The organism is Actinoplanes sp. NPDC048988 (assembly GCF_043197815.1).
Taxonomy (GTDB): Bacteria; Actinomycetota; Actinomycetes; order Mycobacteriales; family Micromonosporaceae; genus Actinoplanes.
Map to the genome: position 1 here is coordinate 1534497 of NZ_JBICTW010000001.1, position 20248 is coordinate 1554744.

A 20248-nucleotide genomic window follows, 5' to 3' on the forward strand; every position below is an offset into this window, starting at 1 on the left:
CCATAGACGCCACCGCCCGCAGGCTGCCCGGCATCCGCCGATGTCGGCCCGCCGTAAACGCCGCCAGCCGGCTTGGGCCGGTCCTGGCCGACGTTCCCGCCCACCGGAGCCGCCCCGCCCCGGGAGTCGACTTCCGAAGACCGACCCGCGACCGCCGACCCGGATCCACCACGCCCGGCCGCGCCGCCCGCTCCCGAAGACCGTTGTGCGGAACTCTGACCTGACCCGCCGTAAACCCCGCCGGCCGGCGCCTCAGCAGTCGAAGCAGGCGCGGAGCTTTGACCCGACCCGCCGTAGACACCACCGGCCGCCGATTCAGATGCGGAGCTCTGGGCTGATCCGCCGTAAACACCGCCACCCGCCGGAGCAGGCGCGGAGCTCTGGGCCGACGCCCCATAAACACCACCACCCGCCGGAGCAGGCGCGGAGCTCTGGGCCGACGCCCCATAAACACCACCACCCGCCGGAGCGCTCTGACCTCGCCCGCCGTAAACACCACCGGCCATCGGCTCAGCGCTCGGAGCAGGCCCGGATTCCGCTCCGGACCGGGAGGCTCCGCCGCGCTCACCGGACCCCAGCGGTGGTCCCGACGCAGCCGACGGCGCTCCGCCATCCACCCGCCCGGGCGTGCCGTAGACGCCACCAGCCGGCTGGGCATCGGAAGACCGAGCCCCACCAGCAGCGGCCGAAGAGGAAGCGTCCGGCGAGATCAGATCGCCGAGCGCCTGCGCCGCACTCCCATAGACCCCCGCACCCGCCGACGACCCACCGCCGCCCTCAGATGGTGCAGAGGAAGTCCGCGCCGCCCCGCCATAAACGCCACCGGGCCGCTGAGCTCCCTGCCCAACTGCACCGGCAGCGCCCGCCGACCCACCGACCGGCCCGCTCGCGGTAGCCCCAGAGCCACCCACAGCGGCCACGCTCGCAGTCGCCCCAGAACCACCTACGGCAGCTCCACTCGCAGTTGCCCCAGAGCCACCCGCGGCAGTGCCGCTCGCACTTGCCCCAGAGCCACCCCCGGCAGCACCCATCGCTGTCGCCCCGGAACCACCCGCGGCAGCACCCATCGCCGTTGCCCCGGAACCACCCGCGGCAGCACCCATCGCCGTTGCCCCGGGGCCGCCCACGGCCGAGCTTCCCGTAGCACCTGCCGGCCTACTCCCACCGCCCGCTGACCCGCTCGCAGCCGCCGCTTGCCCAGGCTGCCCGGACATCGAGGACCGGCCTTCGACACCGTGACCGGCGACCGAAGACAGGTTGGGTACGCCCTGGTCCGGGCCGACCGGCTGCCCGAACGTCCCCTGCTCGGACGGGACAGACCGCCCGGCAGTAGGAGCCGGTCCCGATTGCGCCGCGTTATGGAGGTTCTGAGTGGATTGTCCCGGTTGAACGTGAGTAGGACCGCCGCCCTTACCGGCAGCTTGCGCCGGCCTCCCGTAGACGGCTCCTCCGGCAGAAGTTTCCCCCGGCTGGCCCCCAGCGGCCGACCCACGCTCGCTCGCGCCCGGCACCTGCTCGAACCACCCGCGATCCGCCGAAGCCGGCGTCTGCGCGGAGCCAACCCCGGCCGCGCGGGACTGACCCGGCCCGCCGGCAAAGGACTGGCCGGCGCCGCCCGCGGAGGACTGACCCGGCCCACTCGCACCGCGCTCAGCGTCCGCGTGGGACTGATCCGGCGCGCCCGCATCGCGCGGGATGGTCGGGTGGGACTGATCCGGCGCGCCCGCATCGCGCGGGGTGGTCGCGTGGGGCTGGTCCGGTGTGGCAGTAGGCGCCGCCGGGTGTGGGCCGCCCTCGGCTATCGGGCCTGAAGGGGTGGCGGGCTGGGGCTGGGCCTGGTCATGCGGCTGCACCTGTCGATCTTCCGACTCGGTGCGGGGGCTGTGGGGTTCTTGTCGTATATCCGGCGCGGGCTCCGTCCGTACCGGTGAATCGGGAAGTGAAGACCGGGACAATTGAGGATCGAGTACGACATTGAGGTTGCCGTTATCGGCATTGTCCTTCGGAGTGGGCAAAGTAACGTTGCCGCCCTCCGCGGACGGGTTACCGTTTTTGGGGTCGTCATGCGACCCGGACACGCCGTCATCCCGGGGACCGTCGTGTGAATCTTGCCTCCCCACGAGCCCCTCCTAGTACGCGGCGTCGGACTTAGGGGAGACTAGCGACATCCGGCACACCGTTGCGCGCGGATCCTGTCCGCCCGCCGGACCGGTCTTCTCTTCAGCGGGCGAACAAGGGAGCAGATAAATGGATTTCGACGTATTGGTTGAGATCCCCAAGGGCCAGCGCAACAAGTACGAGGTCGACCACAAGACGGGTCGCATCCGGCTGGACCGGACGCTCTTCACCGCGACGCAGTACCCGGCCGACTACGGCTTCATCGAAGGCACCCTGGGCCAGGACGGTGACCCCCTGGACGCGCTCGTGCTGGTGCAGGAGCCGACCTTCCCCGGCTGCCTGATCCGGGCCCGGGCGATCGGCATGTACCGCATGACCGACGAGAAGGGCCGCGACGACAAGGTCCTCTGCGTGCCGTTCGAGGACCCGCGTCAGGAGCACCTGCGCGACATTCACCACCTGGGCGAGTTCGACCGGATGGAGATCCAGCACTTCTTCACGGTCTACAAGGACCTGGAGCCCGGCAAGTCGGTCGAGGGTGCCACCTGGACCGGCCGTGTCGAGGCCGAGGAGGAGATCCGGGCCTCGTTCAAGCGCGCCGAGGCGGCCGAGGCCGAGGGCCTCGAGCACTGAGAAGACCGACAAAAGCGGCCGCACGTGACAAGCGTGCGGCCGCTTTGTCTTACAGGCTGATGTTTCCGACCGCGTCGTACAGGCCCACCACCGCGCACGCCACCGGGATCACCGACACGACCACCAGCGTGTCCAGCAGGTCCGCGGCCCGGCCCAGGTAGGGCGACGGCGGCTTCCGGGAGTACGTCGCCCCGGCCACCACCGTGATCAGCGCCAACGCCAGCGCGGCCGCGATCACCCCGAGCAGCACCGCCGAGCTCGACCCGCGCAGCAGGTCGACGCCGAGCGCGGCCACGCCGGCCAGGCCGCCCACGACCAGCGGCACCCGCTGGCGCAGGGTCACGAACAGTCGTGAGCGCAGCAGCAGGGCCGCCGCCGACACCGTGATCAGGATGCGGGCCGAGAGGGTGCCCGCCACCGCCAGCACACCGAACGCCGCCACCGCCAGCACCGCGTGCCCGAGCAGCATGCCCGCCAGCAGCTCTTCCGTGCGGGTCACGGCCGCGAAGACGGTCGCCCGGTCGGGGCGGTCGCGGGACGCGTCGAGGGAGATGGCGCCGGTGAAGCCCTCGGACGCGTCGGTGCCGGTCGGCAGCGTGACCGGTGGTGTGGGCATCTGGCCGAAGCGGATCGCCAGCAGGGGCAGGGCGCCGATGCCGCAGACCAGCGCCGAGATCAGCACGGCGGCCGCGCCGGGGGCGTCGGTGACCATGGCGACCAGGGCGGTCAGCGCGCCGAACAGCCCGATCACCCCGCCGGCCGTGAACAGCCGCAGCGACGCCGCCACGCCGACCCCGCCGAGCGCCGCGATCAGCAGGAGCGCCACCGAGCCGGCGAGCAGTTCGGAGCCGCCGAGCCACGGCAGCGGCCCGACCACGCCGACCCGGTCGTCGGTGGCCACGAGTGCCGCGCCGCCCGCGAACGCGTACGGCATCGCGTAGGCGCCCAGGGCGGCGCCGGCCCGCGCGTCGCCGTACGCCCGGGAGGCGGTCACCCCGGCGAGCGCGAGCACCACCGCGAGCCCGAGCCCGGCGAAGGCCGCGCCCGGCCGGCCGGGGCCGGCCGCCAGGACCGCGACCAGGCCGATCGCCAGCAGCACCCCGGCCGCGACCAGCGTGGCGGTGCGGGTGGAGGCGGGCGTCCAGGCGCTGCCGCGGCGGCGGGCGCCCTCGGCGATGGCCTCGACCACGTCGTCGTACTCGAGCTCGGGCCACTCGTCGTGGGCCGGCACGAGGTGAAGCACCTCGCCGTCGCGCACGCCCTGGGGGAAAAGACCTTGAGTGGTGGCCAGCGCGACCCCGTCGGTGCGCCGCAGCACCCATCCGCCGTGTTTCTCGCCGTCGTCGGCCAGTCCCTCGCCGGCGTGGCGAAGCACCTCGGGCAACAGCTCGGCCAGCGCCACGTGCTCGGGCAGGGCCACGTCAATGCGGCGCTGGGGCGCGCTGATGGTCACGCGGGCCAACCCGATGCTCATGACCGTGGACTCCTCGTGGGAAAAGACTCGCTGGAAAAAGACGCGTATGAAAAGACGTGAATGCGCCGGCTAGCCGACTTTACCTACGATGGGCCAAACGGGGGCGTACACCAATGTGGACGAAAAGGACATAAGACGGCATGAGTACGGTGGTGATCAAGCGGTCGGCACGGCGCCCGGCGCCGGAGATCCCGACCGGGGAGATCGCTGTCGAACCGCCGCCCGAAATTCCGCAGCAGACCGGCGGCCGCTGGCAGCAGGCCATGATGGCGCTGCCCATGCTGGGCGGCTCGGTCGCCATGGCGATGATGATGGGCCAGGGCCGTGGCGGCGCGTACTCCTATGTGATCGGTGGCCTGTTCGGCATCTCCTCGATCGCCATGCTCACCACCAGCTTCGGCGCCGGCGGCTCGCCCAAGAAGGCCGAGATGATGGCCGCCCGCCGCGAGTACCTGCGTCATCTGTCCGGCCTGCGCCGCCGCGTCCGCGAGACCGCCGACATGCAGCGCAAGGGCCTGCTCTACCGGCACCCCGACCCCGGCAAGCTCTGGTCGACCGCCGCCAGCCACCGAGTCTGGGAGCGGCGCAGCAGCGATCCCGACTTCGGTGTCGTACGGCTCGCCGTCGGCCCCCAGACGCTGGCCACGCCCCTGATTCCGCCGGTCACCCGCCCGCTCGACGAGCTCGAGCCGATGACCGCGGGCGCGCTGCGGCGCTTCCTCGACGCGTACTCGGTGGTCCCCGACCTGCCGGTGGCGGCCTCGCTGCGCGGCTTCGCCCGCGTCTTCATCCGCGGCGAAAAACAAGACCGCGGCGTGCACGACCTGACCCGGGCCGTGGTCTGCCAGCTCGCCACCTTCCACGCGCCCGACGACCTGATCGTCGCGGTCTGCGCCGGCCCCGAGCGGCGGGCCGAGTGGGAATGGATCAAGTGGCTGCCGCACAACCTGCACCCGGCGCGGACCGACGCGCTCGGCCACGTGCGGCTGGTCGCCAGTTCCGGGCCCGACCTGGAGAAACTGCTCGAGGACGTGATCGGCAACCGCCCGCGGTTCAACCCGATGGGCGCGAGCGTCAGCACCCCGCACGTGGTGATCGTGCTCGACGGGGCCGACCTGCGCGGCGCGACGCAGCTCGACGACGGCATCGACGGCGTGACCGTGCTCGACCTCGACGAGCAGCCGCCGCGCCTGCTCGACCGCTCGCTGCTGGTGCTCGAGGTCGCGCGCGCGGGCGGCCGGCGGGTGCTGAACACCTATTCGATGGAGCACGAGGCCGAGGTCGGCACCCCCGACCGGCTCAGCGTCGAGCAGGCCGAGGCGGTCGCCCGCCGGCTGTCGCCGCTGCGGCTGGCCGCCATGTCGAAGTCGTCGGACACGCCGCTGGCGGCCGAGATGGGCCTGACCGACCTGCTCGGCCTGGGCGATCCCGAGACGTTCAGCGTGGCCCAGGCCTGGATGCCGCGCCCGAACCGGGACAAGCTGCGGGTGCCGATCGGCGTGGGCGCCGACGGCAGCCCGATCGAGCTCGACCTCAAGGAGTCCGCTCAGGACGGCATGGGCCCGCACGGCCTGCTCATCGGCGCCACCGGATCCGGCAAAAGCGAATTGCTGCGTACGCTCGTGCTCGCGCTCGCCACCACGCACTCCTCCGAGACGCTGAACTTCGTCCTGATCGACTTCAAGGGCGGCGCGACCTTCGCCTCGCTCGACCGGCTACCCCACACGGCCGCCGTGATCACCAACCTGGCCGACGAGTTGCCGCTGGTCGACCGCATGGTGGACGCGATCGACGGCGAGATGATCAGGCGGCAGGAGGTGCTGCGCAAGGCCGGCAACTACGCGAGCCTGCGCGACTACGAAAAGGCGCGCGCCGGCGGGGCCGCGCTTCCGCCGCTGCCGTCGCTGCTGGTCATCTGCGACGAGTTCTCCGAGCTGCTCTCGGCCAAGCCCGACTTCATCGACCTTTTCGTCCAGATCGGACGGCTGGGCCGCTCGCTCGGCGTACATCTGCTGCTGGCCAGCCAGCGGCTCGAGGAAGGCCGGCTGCGCGGGCTCGACACCCACCTGTCCTACCGGGTCGGCCTGCGGACCTTCTCGGCGCTGGAGTCGCGCGCGGTGCTCGGCGTCCCGGACGCGTACGAGCTGCCGCGCTCGCCCGGTCACGGCTATCTGAAGTTCGGCACCGAGCCTCTCCTGCGCTTCAAGGCGGCGTACGTCTCGGGACCGGTGCGCAGAGCCGGCGCCCGCGCCACCGCCGGTGGCGCCGGGGCCGACCCGCAGGTGCTGGCCTACACGACCCGCTACATCCCGGCCCCGGAACCGGTGAAGCCGGTCGAGCCGCAGCCCGAGCTGGCCCCGGCCGGGGAGAGCGTGCTCGACGTGATGGTCGACCGGCTGGGCGGCCAGGGCCCGCCGGCCCACCAGGTGTGGCTGCCCCCGCTCAACCAGTCGGCGGCGCTCGACGAGCTGCTCGGCCCGGTCGTGGCCGATCCGGTCCGCGGCCTCGCGTTCGCCAACCCCGAGCTGCACGGCGCCCTGCAGGTGCCGATCGCGCTGGTCGACAAGCCGCGCGAGCAGGTACGCGACGTGATGTGGCTCCAGCTGTCGGGCGCGGCCGGTCACGTGGCGGTGGTGGGCTCGACGCTGAGCGGCAAGTCGACGGCGCTGCGCTCGATGATCTGCGGGCTGGCCCTGACCCACACCCCGGCCGAGGTGCAGGTCTACTGCCTCGACTTCGGCGGCGGCTCGCTCGGCACGCTGCGCGATCTCCCGCATGTCGGCGGCGTGGCGGGCCGTCTCGACACGGTCGGGGTCCGGCGTACGGTCGGTGAGGTGTCCACTCTGCTGGCCGAGCGCGAGGCGCGCTTCGCCGATCTGGGCATCGACTCGATGGCCTCCTACCGGCGCCGCCGGGCCAATCCGGCCAACCCGAGCGCCGACGACGACCCCTTCGGCGACGTGTTCCTGGTCGTGGACGGCTGGGCCACCGTACGCAAGGAATTCGAAGAGCTCGACCCGGTCATCACCGACATCGCCACCCGCGGCCTCTCCTACGGCATCCACGTGGTCGCGGCGAGCTCGCGGTGGATGGACTTCCGGCCCGGCATCCGTGACCTGTTCGGCTCGCGGCTCGAACTGCGCCTCGGCGACCCCAGCGACTCGGCGATCAATCGGCGGGCCGCGATGACCGTGCCGGAGAAGCCCGGACGCGGCATCAAGGAGCACCCGACCGACAAGAACAAGGCGCTGCACCTTCTCACTGTGCGGCCCGAGCTGACGATGGCCGACACGAGCGACCTGGTGAAGGAGATCGCCACCAACTGGCACGGCACGAGCGCCCCGAAGGTGCGCCTGCTGCCCGCCCTCGTTCCCTACGAGGACCTGCACGCCGAGAACGGCACCGGCCTGCGCATGCCGATCGGGCTGGCCGAGGCCGACCTGCGGCCCGTCGAGATCGACTTCGCCTCGGATCCGCACTTCCTGCTCTTCGGTGACGCCGAGTGCGGCAAGTCGACCTTCCTGCGCACCCTGGCCACCACGATCACCCAGCGCTTCGCGCCCGAACAGGCCCGGATCATCCTGGTCGACTACCGGCGCAGCCTGATGGACCTGCCCGAGTCGGAACACCGCATCGGGTACGGCATCCAGGCTCCCAAGACGCTGGAGCTGATGCAGTCGGTGGCCGGGTACATGGAGCGCCGGCTGCCCGGGCCGGATGTGACCGCCCAGCAGCTGCGCGACCGTTCCTGGTGGACCGGGCCCGAGCTGTTCGTGCTGGTCGACGACTACGACCTGGTGGTGGCCGGCCCGACCAACCCGCTCACGCCGCTGCTCGACTACCTGCCGCAGGCGCGCGACATCGGCCTGCATCTGATCCTCACCCGGCGGGCCGGCGGGGCCAGCCGTTCGCTGTACGAGCCGGTGGTCCAGCGGCTGCGCGAACTGTCGGCGCCGGGCCTGGTGATGTCCGGCCCGTCCGACGAGGGCCCGCTGATCGGCCCGATCCGGCCGACGCTGATGCCGCCGGGACGGGGACGCCTGCTCACACGCCGTGAGGGGATACGCCTGATTCAGTTGGCACATCTGCCCCCGTACTGAGTTGACCAAGCTTTTGACAGACTGCCGGTGCGACTGACATCGACCGATAGCGACAAACGGGCGCGGTTTCGGAGTAATCTGCATCGACCGTCCGGACCGAGAATGGCGATGCGACCCGTGAGCGTTGCGAGCAGGAAGTCATGGCGTGCACCCACGCGTGCCCGCCGGCTGCTGGCCGCCGCCGTCGCGGGGATCTTCGCGGCGGGCCTCCCGGCCGCGCCGGCGCTCGCCCAGCCCTTGAAGGCCGAGCCGGCTCCTCTCCTCTCCGATTCGGTCCGCGACGACGAGTGGCATCTCGAGACCCTGGACGTTCCCGACGCGTGGACCTACGCCGACGGCGCCGGCGTCACGGTGGCGGTGATCGACTCCGGGGTCGACGCGACCCACCCCGACCTTCAGGGCCAGGTGCTGCCCGGCCACGACTTCGTCGACCCGAAAGGTGACGGCGACACCGACCTGGTCGGACACGGCACCACGGTCTCGGCCATCATCGCCGGCCGCGACGACGACCAGAACGGCGTCGTCGGCATAGCGCCCAAGGCCAAGATTCTTCCGGTACGGGTCCTGGACGCCGACAACCGCTACGACGACGCCCTGATCGTCGCGCGGGGTGTGCGCTGGGCGGTCGACCACGGCGCCCGGGTCATCAACCTGTCGCTGGGCGGCAACGGCAGCAGCGCCGCCCTCGCCGCGGCCCTCGACTACGCGTTCGCCAAGGACGTCGTCGTGATCGCCTGCACCGGCAACACAAGTGCCTCCTCCGGCACCGACGTGTGGTACCCGGCCCGCGAACCCGGCGTGCTCGCCGTGGCCGGCACGGAACGCGACGGCACGTCGCTGTGGTCGGGCTCGATCACCGGCAAGGAAACGGTGGTCACCGCCCCCGCCACCCAGCTGGTGGGCGCCCGCTCCGGCGGCACGTACTGGAAGGTGCAGGGCACCAGCTTCGCCGCTCCGATGGTCTCGGCCACGGCGGCCCTGATCCGCTCCCGCTGGCCCACCATGCCGGCCGGCGAGGTCATCAATCGCATCATCCGCACGGCGAAAGACCTGGGCACCCCCGGCCGCGACGCCACCTTCGGCTACGGCATGGTCAACCCGGTGGCCGCCCTGACCGCCTCGGTCCCGGCCATCCTCGACAACCCCCTGGACACCAACCCGTCACCCGGCGTGGCCCGTTTCGGCAGCGCCCCGGTCCCCGGCCAGGCCCAGTCGGCCCCCGACGCGTTGACCCCGCTGACCCCACGCGAAGAGACCCTGGAGTCCGGCGGCGGCGCCGCACCCATCATCGCCACCCCGGTCTCCTCCCACCGCAACTGGTGGGCCGCCGCCGCCCTCTTCCTGCTCTCCGCCGTCGCCGCCCTGCTCACCATCCGCCGCTTCGCCGGCACAACCTGACCCCACCCGCCCTCTCCCCGACACGCCGCCCACCGCCTCGCACACCCCGGCACGCCGCCCACCGCCTCGCACACCCGGCACGGAACAAATGCCGCCCCGACCGCATGCTCCCGGTGGCCGACGGAATCCGCGGCCCGGGCGGCGCCCAGGCCGCGGCCACCACCGTGCAAGCCGTCCACGCCCTCGACCCGGCCACCACCGTGCAAGCCGTCCACACCCTCGACCCGGCCACCGCGTCCGGCCCCGACCTGCTGACGCTCACCGCCGGACAAATGCCGCCACGTCGCAGATCGCCGACAAATGGCGCCGCATCCCAGACCGCCCGGCCGCATCCCAGACCGCCCGGCCGCATCCCAGACCGCCCGGCCGCATCCCAGACCGCCCGGCCGCATCCCAGACCGCCCGGCCGCATCCCAATCCGCCCGGCCGCATCCCAATCCGCCCGGGCGCGTCGCACACCGCCGCTCAAGCCGCCACATTGCAGACCGCCCGCCGATGCGACGCCTCGGGGACCGGCACAAATCAGGCGATTCCATGGCCTACCCAGCTTCCGGCCCGCGCTCGATGCAGGGATCTGGGCATGATCGACGCGGAAACCAGTTGTTCGCACAGATCAAAGCCCGGCGCCCACCGGCAAATCCCGCCGCAGGACCAGGCCCGCCGCGCACGGAGCGGACGCCGCCGCGGACGGAGCGGACGCCGCCGCGGACGTATGGGCGGGCGTCGCCTAGTGGTCGAGAAGGTTCCGGGCTTATCTACGGGTCAGGCGCAGTCGCCGGTTTTCACGCCTCGGGTCTTGGCAACGCCGGCCGTGGCGACCGGGGCCGCCTCGGCCGCGGTCAGGGCGAAGCCCGTGTTCTTGTCGTCGGCCGCGGCCGCGAAGATGACGCCGACCACCTGGCCGCTCGGGTTGATCAGGGGGCCGCCCGAGTTGCCGCTTCGGACCAGCGAGCGGATGGTGTAGATCTCGCGGGTCACGTCGCGGGACTCGTAGATGTCGGGGCCCGTGATGTCGCCGACGTCGCGGACGCGGGCCGACTGGGCGTCGTACGGGCCGTCCTGCGGGTAGCCCAGCACGATCGCGCTCGCGCCCGTCGCCGCCTGCTTCCTGACGAACGGCATCACCGGCGCGCTCAGGCCCGGCACGTAGAGCACGGCCAGGTCGCGCTCCGGGTCGTACACGACCACCGTCGCGTCCTCGCGCCGCCCGTTCACCTCGACCGTCACGTCGCGGGTGCCGGCCACCACGTGGGCGTTCGTCATCACGCGCTCGTTGGAGTAGACGAAGCCGGAGCCTTCGATGCGCCGGGAGCAGCTTGGCGCCGTACCCAGGACCTTGATGACCGATCTTTTGCTCTTCTGCACCACTGCCGAGTTCTTCAGCGCCGGGTCGGGTGCCGCCACCTGACGGGCCTCGGTGCGGGCCAGGCCGCCGAACACGTCGGGGAAGCCGTTGGTGTTGAGGGTTTCGCTCAGCGCCGACGACAGGTCCTGCACCTGTTCGGGCATCAGGTCGTTGACGCCGCGCAGGATCGCGCTGCTGCGGACCTCCCGGTTCAGGCCCTCGAACGGGGTGGTGCTCAGCGGCACCGCGATCAGCCACGCCACCACCAGCACCGACAGCAGCGAGATGACCGCGCCGCCGGCGTCGTCGACCATCTGCAGCGGCTTGTTCGTGATGGCCTGGCGCAGCCTTATGCCGACCCAGCCGGCCAGGGTGAGGCCGAGCACCGCCAGCGCGAAGATGACCACCAGGGAGACGACCAGGCGGGCCCAGTCGTCGGTGAAGCGTTGCGCGATCAGCGGGCCCAGTTGGAGGCCGATCAGCATGCCGCTGAAGAAGCCGCCGAGGGAGAGCGCGCCGATGACGAAGCCCTGGCGGTAGCCACTGATCGCGAAGACCAGCATGAGCACGATCAGGAGGACATCGACCACTGGCACTCACTCAGAGTAGAGGCGCCGGGCCAGCCCGGGTTCACGGTAGAACCTCGTCCGGTCCGCCGGCCCGGGTGGCCGGCACCGGGGCGGCCGCGTCGGGCAGTTCGAGGAGAGCTCCCGGCTCCCACGGTTTCGTCCAGCCACCCATGTCGAGCAACGTCGAGATCACCCCTGCCGTGAAGCCCCAGACCAGCATCCCCCTGACCTGGAAGGCCGGGCCGACCCAGCCGCTGGGATGCCGCACCCGAATACGGTTCGCGGGGTCGACCAGTTCACCGATCGGCAGCCGGGCCACGTGGGCGACTTCGGCCGGTTCCCGCGGGCAGACCTGGTGGGGGTGCCGCCACCAGGCCAGGACGGGGGTGACCACGAAGCCGCTTACGGGGATGTAGAGCTCGGGCAGTTCGCCCAGCACCTCGGCCGTGGACGGGTCGAGCCCGACCTCCTCGTTGGCCTCGCGCAGCGCGGTGGCCGCGGCGTCGGCGTCCTCGGGGTCGGTGCCGCCGCCGGGGAAGGCGACCTGCCCGGCGTGGTTGCGCATGGTGGCCGCCCGCTGGAGCACCAGCAGGTCGGGCCCGTCGGGGCCGTCACCGAACAGGACCAGGACCGCGCTGGGCCGGCCGACGCCGGCGGGGGCGCGCAGCGGCGTGAAGTCCTCGCTGCGGACGTGGGAGACGCGGGACAGCAGCGGATCGAACCAGGACGGGAGGTCGGCGGGGCGGTCGAAGAGGGTCACAGGGCCACCTTCACGCCGAAGAGCTTGTCGACCTGCTGGGCCAGGGTCGCCGCGTCCAGGGGAAGAATGTGCGTGGTCGACTTGCCGTCGGCGTCGAGGAAGACGGTGACCGGCAGGTTGATGCGCTCCAGCTTGTGCACCAGTTTCTGGTCGGCGTCGAACAGGGTCGGCATCGTGACGCCCTTCGCGGAGGCGAAGTCGGCCCCGTCGGTGCGGCTGTCACCGGTGTCGACGCCGATCACGGTCACTGTGCCGGTGTCGGACAGTTTCTGCATGACCGGCAGCTCGGCCCGGCACGGCCCGCACCAGGAGGCCCACATGTTGATCACCGCCGGGCCCTTGAGAGCCCTCAGCGAGACCGCGGTGTCGCCGGTGAAGCAGGGCAGGCTCAGGTCGGGCAGATCGTTCGGCGCGGCGCCGGCGGAGGACAGCGACGAGCAGTCGGCGAACGGCGAGGCCACCTCGTCGTCGCCGCAGGCGGCGACGGCGGCCAGCAGCAGCACGATCAGGGGCGCCGCCAGCAGGCGCCGGAGTCTCACGGGGCCTCCGGCGCGGTGACCGCGGCGGCCGGCACCAGGCCGGGGTCGACGCCGGCGGCGACCGCCAGCTCGCGGGCCCGTGGACCCTTGAGGAGCTTGGCCGCGGGCGCGGCCTCGGTCGGGCCGGTGCCGTAGGACGGGCACATGGCGGCCAGGGTGCAGGCGCCGCAGGCCGGTTTGCGGGAGTGGCAGACGCGGCGGCCGTGGAAGATCACCCGGTGCGACAGCATCGTCCAGTCGCGTTTCTCGATCAGGTCGGCCACCTGGAACTCGATCTTGACCGGGTCTTCCTCGCGCACCCAGCCGAAGCGGTTGGTGAGCCGCCGGAAGTGGGTGTCGACGGTGATGCCGGGGACCCCGAAGGCGTTACCCAGGATCACGTTGGCCGTCTTCCGGCCGATGCCGGGCAGCGACACCAGGTCGTCGAGCTTGTCGGGCAGCACACCGTCGTACCGCTCGACGAGCGCGTTGCCCAGCTTGATCAGCGAGTCGGTCTTGGCCCGGAAGAAGCCGGTCGGGCGCAGCGTCTCCTCGAGCCGCGCCCGGTCGGCCGACGCGTAGTCGGCCGGCGTCCGGTACTGCTTGAACAGCCCGGGCGTCACCTGGTTGACCCGGACGTCGGTGGTCTGGGCGGACAGGACGGTCGCAACCGCGAGCTCGAGCGGGTTGGTGAAGTCGAGCTCGCAGTGCGCGTCGGGGTGCGTCTCGGCGAGGACCCGGGCCATCTTGCGCGCCCGCCTCTTGCGCCCGATGGGCGTCTCCCCCGCGAACCGTTTCCCCGACCGCACCACCAGATCCACCACGGCTAAAGAGTACGTCGCCCGTCACTCGGCGGGCTTGATCGCACCGTCCGTACCGATGCGCGCACCCGTCGAGGGGAAGTCGTCCTCGCTGAGCTTGGCCATGATCTTGCGGCTCTGCTCGTTCTTGGTGTCCCTCGTGGGCAGGCCGATGTCGTTCATGTAGGTGGAGAAGAGCTTTCCGCCCGCGTACGACCCGTCCTTGCCCAGCGTGACCTGCAGGATCCCGCCGTACTTGAGCACGCCCGTACGGCTCAGCGTCTTCCCGCCGCCGGCGAAGTTGCCCAGGCTGTAGGCGATCAGCTTGCCCTTGTAGAACTCCATGCCCCGGGCCACGTGCGGCCCGTGCCCGACGACCAGGTCGGCCCCGGCGTCGATCACCGCGTGGCTGAACTTGATCGGGTCACCCCGGCTCTCGCCGAAGAAGATCTCGGTGCCCGGCTTCACGTGCTGCTTCTCGGCCCCCTCGGCACCGAGGTGCGCCTGCACGACGACCAGGTCGGCCTCGTCCTTGGCCTTCTTGACCAGGGCCGCGGCCCCCTCGACGTCGTTCAGGTTGTTCAGGCCCGTGTACGGCGCGAAGCCGACGACGGCGACCTTGACCCCCTTGACGTCGACCACGGTGATCTCCTCGGAGTTGCCGGTCGCCTTGATGCCGGCCTCGTCGAGGGTGGCCCTCGTGTTGGCCGCGCCCTTGGCGCCGAAGTCCTTGGCGTGGTTGTTCGCCGTGTTGACGAGGTCGAAGCCGGCGTCCTTGAGGTGCTTGACGTACGAGGGCGGCGAACGGAACGCGAAGCAGTTGCCCGACCCGGGCCCGCACTTGGACGTTCCGGTGTCCTCGGTCAGCGGCTGCTCGAGGTTGCCCATGACGAGATCGGAGGCGAGGCTCGCCTTCACCGAGTCGAAGAAACCGTCACCGTTGTTCGGCGGCATCTTGCTCGGCGCGTTGCTCATCATGATGTCGCCGGTCGCCGACAGCGTGATGGTGTCGGACGACACTCCCGGGTCGGCCGGGGCCGCTTCGGTGGCTTTGGAGCCGGACGTCTTGGCGGGTGCGGCGGCGCCGGGCTGTTGCCATTTCGTGTCCGCCGAACCGTCGTCACGGTTCGCGAAAGCGACGCCGGCGGCGCCTATACCGGCCAATGCCGCCAGGACAATCGTGATTGTCAGGACAGGGCGGCCGAAAAGACCCTGCCTTCGATGCGGGGGGTGGGAATTCATCGACCGCGACGATACCTTCGGGTGGCTACGCGGACGACCCGTCGAATGGCTCGTCGTCGCCCACCTGAAGCGACGAAATGCACAGCCCGTCACGGTCGGAACGGTTACCCTGCGGTATCCAGATCGAGGGGTGCCCGCCCGATTCTCGCCCGCGTGCGCCTAGACTGATCGAGCGCAGGCGTTGCGCGTGTTCGGAGGTGCGCAGATGGATGAGGTACTGGCGCGCAGCGGAATCTTCCAGGGTGTTGACCCGGAGGCGGCCGAGGCGCTCGCCAAGGAGATGGACACGGTCGAAGTCCGTAAGGGCGACGTCCTGTTCAACGAGGGCGAGGCCGGTGACAGCCTGTACATCGTGCTGTCCGGCAAGATCAAGCTAGGGCGCCGCGCCGCGGACGGCCGGCAGAACCTGGTTTCGATCATGGGCCCCTCCGACATGGTCGGCGAGCTGTCCCTGTTCGACCCCGGCCCCCGGACGGCGACCGCGACCGCGGTGACCGACGCCCGGCTGGCCCGGCTCAAGAAGACGTCGTTGCGCCCGTGGCTCAACAACCGCCCGGAGATCGCCGAGCAGCTCCTGCGGGTGCTGGCCCGTCGTCTGCGGCGCACGAACGACGCGCTGGCCGACCTGATCTTCACGGACGTGCCCGGCCGCGTGGCGAAAAACCTGCTCCAGATGGCCGGTCGTTTCGGCACCCGCGACGGCGGTGTGCTGCGGGTCACCCACGACCTCACCCAGGAGGAGCTGGCCCAGCTCGTCGGCGCGTCCCGCGAGACGGTGAACAAGGCTCTGGCCGACTTCGCCTCCCGCGCCTGGCTGCGGCTCGACGGCAAGAGCGTCATCATTCTCGACCCCGAGCGTCTCGCTCGCCGGGCTCGGGTCTAAGCACGGCGTAACGCGGAGGGGCTGCCCGACCGGGCAGCCCCTCAAACGCGTGTATAAACCCCTGAAAAGGCTATAAAGCCGCGCCATTCGCATCCGTGTCGCACCCGCTCGACCACTCGTTGTGGAGGTGGTCGAGAGGCACCGGCGGATACGAGAGGCGCGGCTTTGAACATGGCAGGGGTTCCATCGTGACCGTGCTGGACACTGCCCTCGATCCGCGCACCCCCGGCTACCTCGAGGGCTGCGGCACCGCCATGGACCGGCTGGCCCGGCTCGAGGCCGCGCTGGAGGAGGCCCGGGCCGGCGGCGGCGAGCGGGCGGTCACCCGGCACCACGCCCGCGGCAAGCTGCTGCCCCGCGAACGCATCGAGATGCTGCTCGACCAGGACGGCCCGTTCCTCGAGCTCTCCCCCGTGGCCGGCTGGGGCACGGAGTTCCCGGTCGGCGCCGGCGTGGTCACCGGCATCGGTGCCGTCGAGGGTGTCGAGTGCATGATCATCGCCACTGATCCCACCGTGGACGGTGGGCCCGTCAACCCGTACGCCGTGGAGAAGATCCGCCGGGCCGCCCGGATCGCCTCGTGCAATCGCCTGCCTCTGGTGAACCTGGTCGAGTCGGCCGCCGAGACCGCGCCCGGCGGGCCGCAGCCGCGCGGCGGGATCGCCCGCGATCTGAGCCGGCTGGCGGCCGACCGGGTCCCGGCGATCTGTGTGGTCTTCGGACCGGCCGAGGGGATCGCCGCCTACCTGCCCGCACTCTCCGACTACACGATCACCGTCAAGCCTCAGCCGGCCCGGGCCACCAAGGACGTCGCCGACCAGCTGGCCGAGGACGAGCGGGACGGGCTGCGCCTGGCCCGTCAGTGCGTACGCCGCCTCAACTGGCGCAAGCGCGGCCCACGACCGCGCACCTTCGCGCCGATCGAGCCCAAGTACGACGCCGAGGACCTGCTCGCGCTGACCGCCCTCTACGAACCCCGCGAACTGCTCGCCCGCATTCTCGACGGCAGCGACTTCGACGAGTTCAAGCCGGCTGTCGGCACCGCCCTGCTGGCCGGCTGGGGCGAGCTGCACGGCTACCCGGTCGGCGTGCTGGCCGCCTCGGGCGCGCCGCACACCCCGGCCGAGACCCAGAAGGCCGTGCACTTCATCCAGCTGGCCAACGCCACCGACACGTCGCTGCTGCTGATCCAGCGCGACGAGACCGCCGAGTCGTTCGGCCCGGGCGAGATCGACGCGCTCGCGCACTCCACCGTGCCGCTGTTCGCCCTCAACAGCGGCCGTACCGGTGATCCCCGCTTCGCCTTCAGCTGGCCGGCCGACGGCCCGGTGGCCAACGGCGACGACGACGGCACCATCGACCCCCGCGACACGCGTACCGTCCTCGGACTCTGCCTCTCCGCCGCGCACAGCGCGACCGTCGAGGGCGCCGGGCACATCGGCGTGTTCCGACCCGGAAAGGTAGACCAGTGATCCGACGTCTTCTGGTGGCCGACCGTGGCGAGATCGCCCGCCGGGTGTTCGCCACCTGCCGCCTCGTCGGCATCGAGACGGTCGCCGTCTACTCCGACGCCGACTCCGACGCGCCGCACGTCGGGGAGGCGGATTACGCCGTACGCCTCGACGGCGGCACCCCCCGGTCGTCGTACCTGCGCGGCGACCTGATCATCACGGCGGCCCAGCGCTCGGGGGCGAACGCCATCCACCCCGGTAACGGCGAGCTCGCCGAGGACCCCGACTTCGCCTCGGCGGTGACCGACGCCGGCATGATCTGGGTCGGCGCGCCGGCCAAGACGCTGGGCCTGCTGCGCAGCAAGACCGAGACGAAGGCGCTGGTCGCCGAGGCCCGGGTGCCGGTGCTGCCCAGCTACACCGACCCCGCGCAGGTGCCCGGCTTCCCTGTGCTGATCAAGCCGGACACCGGCAACGGCGGCACCGGGCTGCGCGTGGTCCGGGACGCGACGACGCTGGCCGAGGCGATCGCCTCGACCCGCCGCGAGGTGGGCAGCGAGGTCTACTGCGAGCCGTACGTCGAGGACGTGCGCCACATCGAGGTGCCGATCCTGGCCGACGAGCACGGCGCGGTCGTGCCGTTCGGCGAGCGCGAGTGCTCGATCCAGCGCCGCTACCAGAAGATCGTCGAGGAGACGCCGTCCCCGGCCGTCGACCCCGGGCTGCGCGAGGAGCTGTGCCGGGCGGCGATCGTCTCCGTGCGGGCGCTCGGCTACGTCGGCGCCGGAGCGGTCGAGTTCCTGCTCGACGCGCGCGGCGACTTCTGGTTCATGGAGCTCACCCCGACGTTGCAGGCCGACCACGCGGTCACCGAGTGCGTCTCCGGATACGACCTCGTCCGCCTTCAGCTGCTGGTCTCCGAGGGCGGCAGCCTGCCGATGCCGGGACCGCCGCCGATCCGCGGGCACGCCATCGAGGTGCGGGTGTGCGCCGAGGACCCGGCGTACGCCTGGCTGCCGGCCACCGGCACCCTGCACCGCTTCGCCGTGCCCGACGTGGCGAGCCGGTTCCGCCCGCTGCCGGCGCCGGGACTGCGGCTGGACGCCGGGGTCGAGGACGGCTCGGTGATCGCCGCCCACCAGGACTCCACACTGGCCAAGCTGGTCGCCTGGGCGCCGACCCGGCAGGAGGCGGCCCGGATGCTGGCCTCCGCGCTCACCAGGTCGCAGATCCACGGCGTGGCCACCAACCGCGACCTTCTGGTACGGGCTCTGCGGCACCACGCCTTCCGCACCGGCGACGTGGACACCGGCTTCCTCGACCGGCGGCCGGAGGTGTTCGCCCCGCTCCTGTCGGCGGTCGACGCCGTACGCCTGTCGTGCCTGGCCGCGGCCCTGGCCGGAGCCGCCGCCCGCCGCGCCGAGGCCGCCGTGCTCGCGGCCGTGCCCTCGGGCTGGCGCAACGTGCCCTCGGGCTCGCAGACGGCCGTGTACGACGGCCCGGCCGGCCCGGTGGAGGTCGGCTACCGGATGAACCGGCACGGCGAGCTGGCCGGCTGGTGGGTACGGGCGGTGGACCCGGAGGAGCTGGACCTGGCCGGCCTCGGCCAGGCGCCGGTGGTCGCCGACTACCCCGAGACCGTGGTGGTACGGGCGGGGGACGAACAGGTGGTCCTCGACGTCAACGGCATCCGGCTGACCTTCAACGTGCACCGGGTGGGCGAGGTGTCGTACGTGGACAGCCCGGAGGGCTCGGTCGCACTGCGTGAGCTGTCGCGCTTCCCGCTGCCGGCGCCGGAGACGGTCGAGGGCTCGCTGATCGCCCCGCTGCCCGGCGCGGTCCGCCGGGTGCTGGTGGTGCCGGGTCAGCGGGTGCGCGCCGGGGAGCTGCTGCTCACCCTGGAGGCGATGAAGCTGGAGCACCCGGTGCACGCCCCCAGCGCCGGCGTGGTGGCCTCGCTGCCGGTGCACCCGGGGACCGAGGTGGACACCGGCGAGCTGCTAGCGGTCCTCGATCCCGAGTAGACCGAACAGCCACTTCCGTTTGGTCTGCTTCACCGTGCGTACGGTCGGCGTCTCGTCGCCGTGCGAGTACCGCGGCGGCGGGATGTGCTGTGCCGGGCCGCCGTCGAGCTGGACGGCGGTGAGCAGGTCGCGCAGTTGCCGGGCGGTCGGCCGCGAGTTGGGGTCGTTGGCCATGCCGTACCGCAGCACCTGGGTCAGTTGCGGCGGCACGCCGGGCAGGTCGGGGATGGGCTGGTTGAACAGGTCCATCAGGGTGATCAGGCTGGGGCTGCGGTCGCCGTCCCAGCGTGGGGGCCGGCCGCGCATCACCGCGTACAGGGTGGCGCACAGCGCGTAGACGTCCACCGCGTCGGACGGGTCGTCGTGCCGGAACATCTCCGGCGGCGCGTAGGCCGGGGTGAGCACTTCGAGGGTGACCGACGAGTCGCGCATCTCGCCCAGCACGGCCAGGCCGAAGTCGGCGAGCACGGCCGAGTTGAACTCCGAGTAGAGGATGTTCGCCGGTTTCACGTCCCGGTGCAGCACCCCGTTGGCGTGCGAGTGGATCAGCGCGTCGGAGATCTTGATGCCGAGGTCGCGGGCCTCCGCGGCGTCGAGCGGGGCACGGCGCATCCGGTCGAGGTACGACCCGTCGCACAGCTCCATGATCAGGTACGGGTGCTGGTCGACGGTGACGCCGACGTCGAACAGGTCGACCACGTGCGGGTGGGACGACATCTTGCCCGCGGCGCGCGCCTCGCGCAGGAAGCGGGCCTGGTCACGGTCGCTCTCGAGGCGGCGATTTTCCACCTTGATGGCGACCTCACGGCCGACCGAGTCCTGCATCGCCCGGTAGACGGTCGCGTATCCGCCACGGGCCATGACCGACAGTCCGGACATGCCGGGCACATACGGGACCGGCAGTGCTCCGCGCGGGGTCTCGGTCATGTGTCT

Annotated in this window: 13 protein-coding genes; 6 read left to right on the plus strand and 7 right to left on the minus strand. The window is 71.7% G+C overall.

Annotation, left to right across the window (positions count from 1 at the left end; translation table 11 throughout):
* Nucleotides 1–2247 precede the first annotated feature (2247 nt).
* Nucleotides 2248–2751, plus strand: coding sequence for an inorganic diphosphatase (locus ACGFJ7_RS06975; RefSeq protein ID WP_360247293.1), 504 nt, complete (start codon nucleotides 2248–2250; stop codon nucleotides 2749–2751).
* Nucleotides 2752–2800: 49 nt separating this feature from the next.
* Here ACGFJ7_RS06975 and eccD read toward each other — a convergent pair whose 3' ends face one another.
* Nucleotides 2801–4225, minus strand: a complete 1425-nt coding sequence (gene eccD, locus ACGFJ7_RS06980; RefSeq protein WP_360247295.1) for a type VII secretion integral membrane protein EccD — start codon at nucleotides 4223–4225, stop codon at nucleotides 2801–2803.
* A gap of 140 nt (nucleotides 4226–4365) precedes the next feature.
* Here eccD and eccCa point away from each other — a divergent pair, with 140 nt between their 5' ends.
* Both eccCa and mycP read left to right on the plus strand, forming a co-directional pair.
* The gene (eccCa, locus tag ACGFJ7_RS06985; protein ID WP_392641236.1) at nucleotides 4366–8325 is read left to right on the plus strand and encodes a type VII secretion protein EccCa; all 3960 of its coding nucleotides are present in this window, start codon (nucleotides 4366–4368) and stop codon (nucleotides 8323–8325) included.
* 108 nt (nucleotides 8326–8433) lie between these two features.
* A complete protein-coding gene (gene mycP / locus ACGFJ7_RS06990; protein ID WP_392641238.1) occupies nucleotides 8434–9723 on the plus strand; it encodes a type VII secretion-associated serine protease mycosin in 1290 nt (429 codons plus the stop codon).
* 762 nt (nucleotides 9724–10485) lie between these two features.
* Here the strand turns inward: mycP and ACGFJ7_RS06995 are convergent.
* The 5 genes from ACGFJ7_RS06995 to ACGFJ7_RS07015 are packed head-to-tail and all read right to left on the minus strand — an operon-like array spanning nucleotide 10486 to nucleotide 14957.
* Nucleotides 10486–11664: a MarP family serine protease gene (locus tag ACGFJ7_RS06995; protein ID WP_360247301.1), complete on the minus strand. Its 1179-nt coding sequence runs from the start codon at nucleotides 11662–11664 to the stop codon at nucleotides 10486–10488.
* A gap of 34 nt (nucleotides 11665–11698) precedes the next feature.
* A complete protein-coding gene (locus ACGFJ7_RS07000; RefSeq protein WP_360247303.1) occupies nucleotides 11699–12397 on the minus strand; it encodes a CoA pyrophosphatase in 699 nt (232 codons plus the stop codon).
* The gene (locus tag ACGFJ7_RS07005) at nucleotides 12394–12936 is read right to left on the minus strand and encodes a TlpA family protein disulfide reductase (protein WP_392641241.1); all 543 of its coding nucleotides are present in this window, start codon (nucleotides 12934–12936) and stop codon (nucleotides 12394–12396) included. Before ACGFJ7_RS07005 ends, ACGFJ7_RS07000 begins: the two co-directional genes overlap by 4 nt.
* Nucleotides 12933–13730, minus strand: coding sequence for an endonuclease III (gene nth / locus ACGFJ7_RS07010; RefSeq protein ID WP_360248263.1), 798 nt, complete (start codon nucleotides 13728–13730; stop codon nucleotides 12933–12935). Before nth ends, ACGFJ7_RS07005 begins: the two co-directional genes overlap by 4 nt.
* 30 nt (nucleotides 13731–13760) lie before the next feature.
* A complete protein-coding gene (locus tag ACGFJ7_RS07015) occupies nucleotides 13761–14957 on the minus strand; it encodes a CapA family protein (RefSeq protein ID WP_392641243.1) in 1197 nt (398 codons plus the stop codon).
* A gap of 205 nt (nucleotides 14958–15162) precedes the next feature.
* Between ACGFJ7_RS07015 and ACGFJ7_RS07020 the strand changes: the two genes are divergently transcribed.
* The 3 genes from ACGFJ7_RS07020 (at nucleotide 15163) to ACGFJ7_RS07030 (ending at nucleotide 19315) form a co-directional block, all read left to right on the plus strand.
* Nucleotides 15163–15840 (plus strand): Crp/Fnr family transcriptional regulator, encoded by a 678-nt coding sequence (locus tag ACGFJ7_RS07020; RefSeq protein ID WP_020515203.1) that lies wholly within the window; start codon nucleotides 15163–15165, stop codon nucleotides 15838–15840.
* Between the two features lie 188 nt (nucleotides 15841–16028).
* The gene (locus ACGFJ7_RS07025) at nucleotides 16029–17312 is read left to right on the plus strand and encodes a carboxyl transferase domain-containing protein (protein WP_392641245.1); all 1284 of its coding nucleotides are present in this window, start codon (nucleotides 16029–16031) and stop codon (nucleotides 17310–17312) included.
* Nucleotides 17309–19315, plus strand: a complete 2007-nt coding sequence (locus tag ACGFJ7_RS07030; protein ID WP_392641247.1) for a biotin carboxylase N-terminal domain-containing protein — start codon at nucleotides 17309–17311, stop codon at nucleotides 19313–19315. The genes ACGFJ7_RS07025 and ACGFJ7_RS07030 overlap by 4 nt, the downstream gene beginning before the upstream one ends.
* On the opposite strand, the gene ACGFJ7_RS07035 is transcribed toward ACGFJ7_RS07030, so the two are convergent.
* Nucleotides 19292–20242: a serine/threonine-protein kinase gene (locus ACGFJ7_RS07035; protein ID WP_392641249.1), complete on the minus strand. Its 951-nt coding sequence runs from the start codon at nucleotides 20240–20242 to the stop codon at nucleotides 19292–19294. The genes ACGFJ7_RS07030 and ACGFJ7_RS07035 overlap by 24 nt on opposite strands.
* Nucleotides 20243–20248 lie beyond the last annotated feature (6 nt).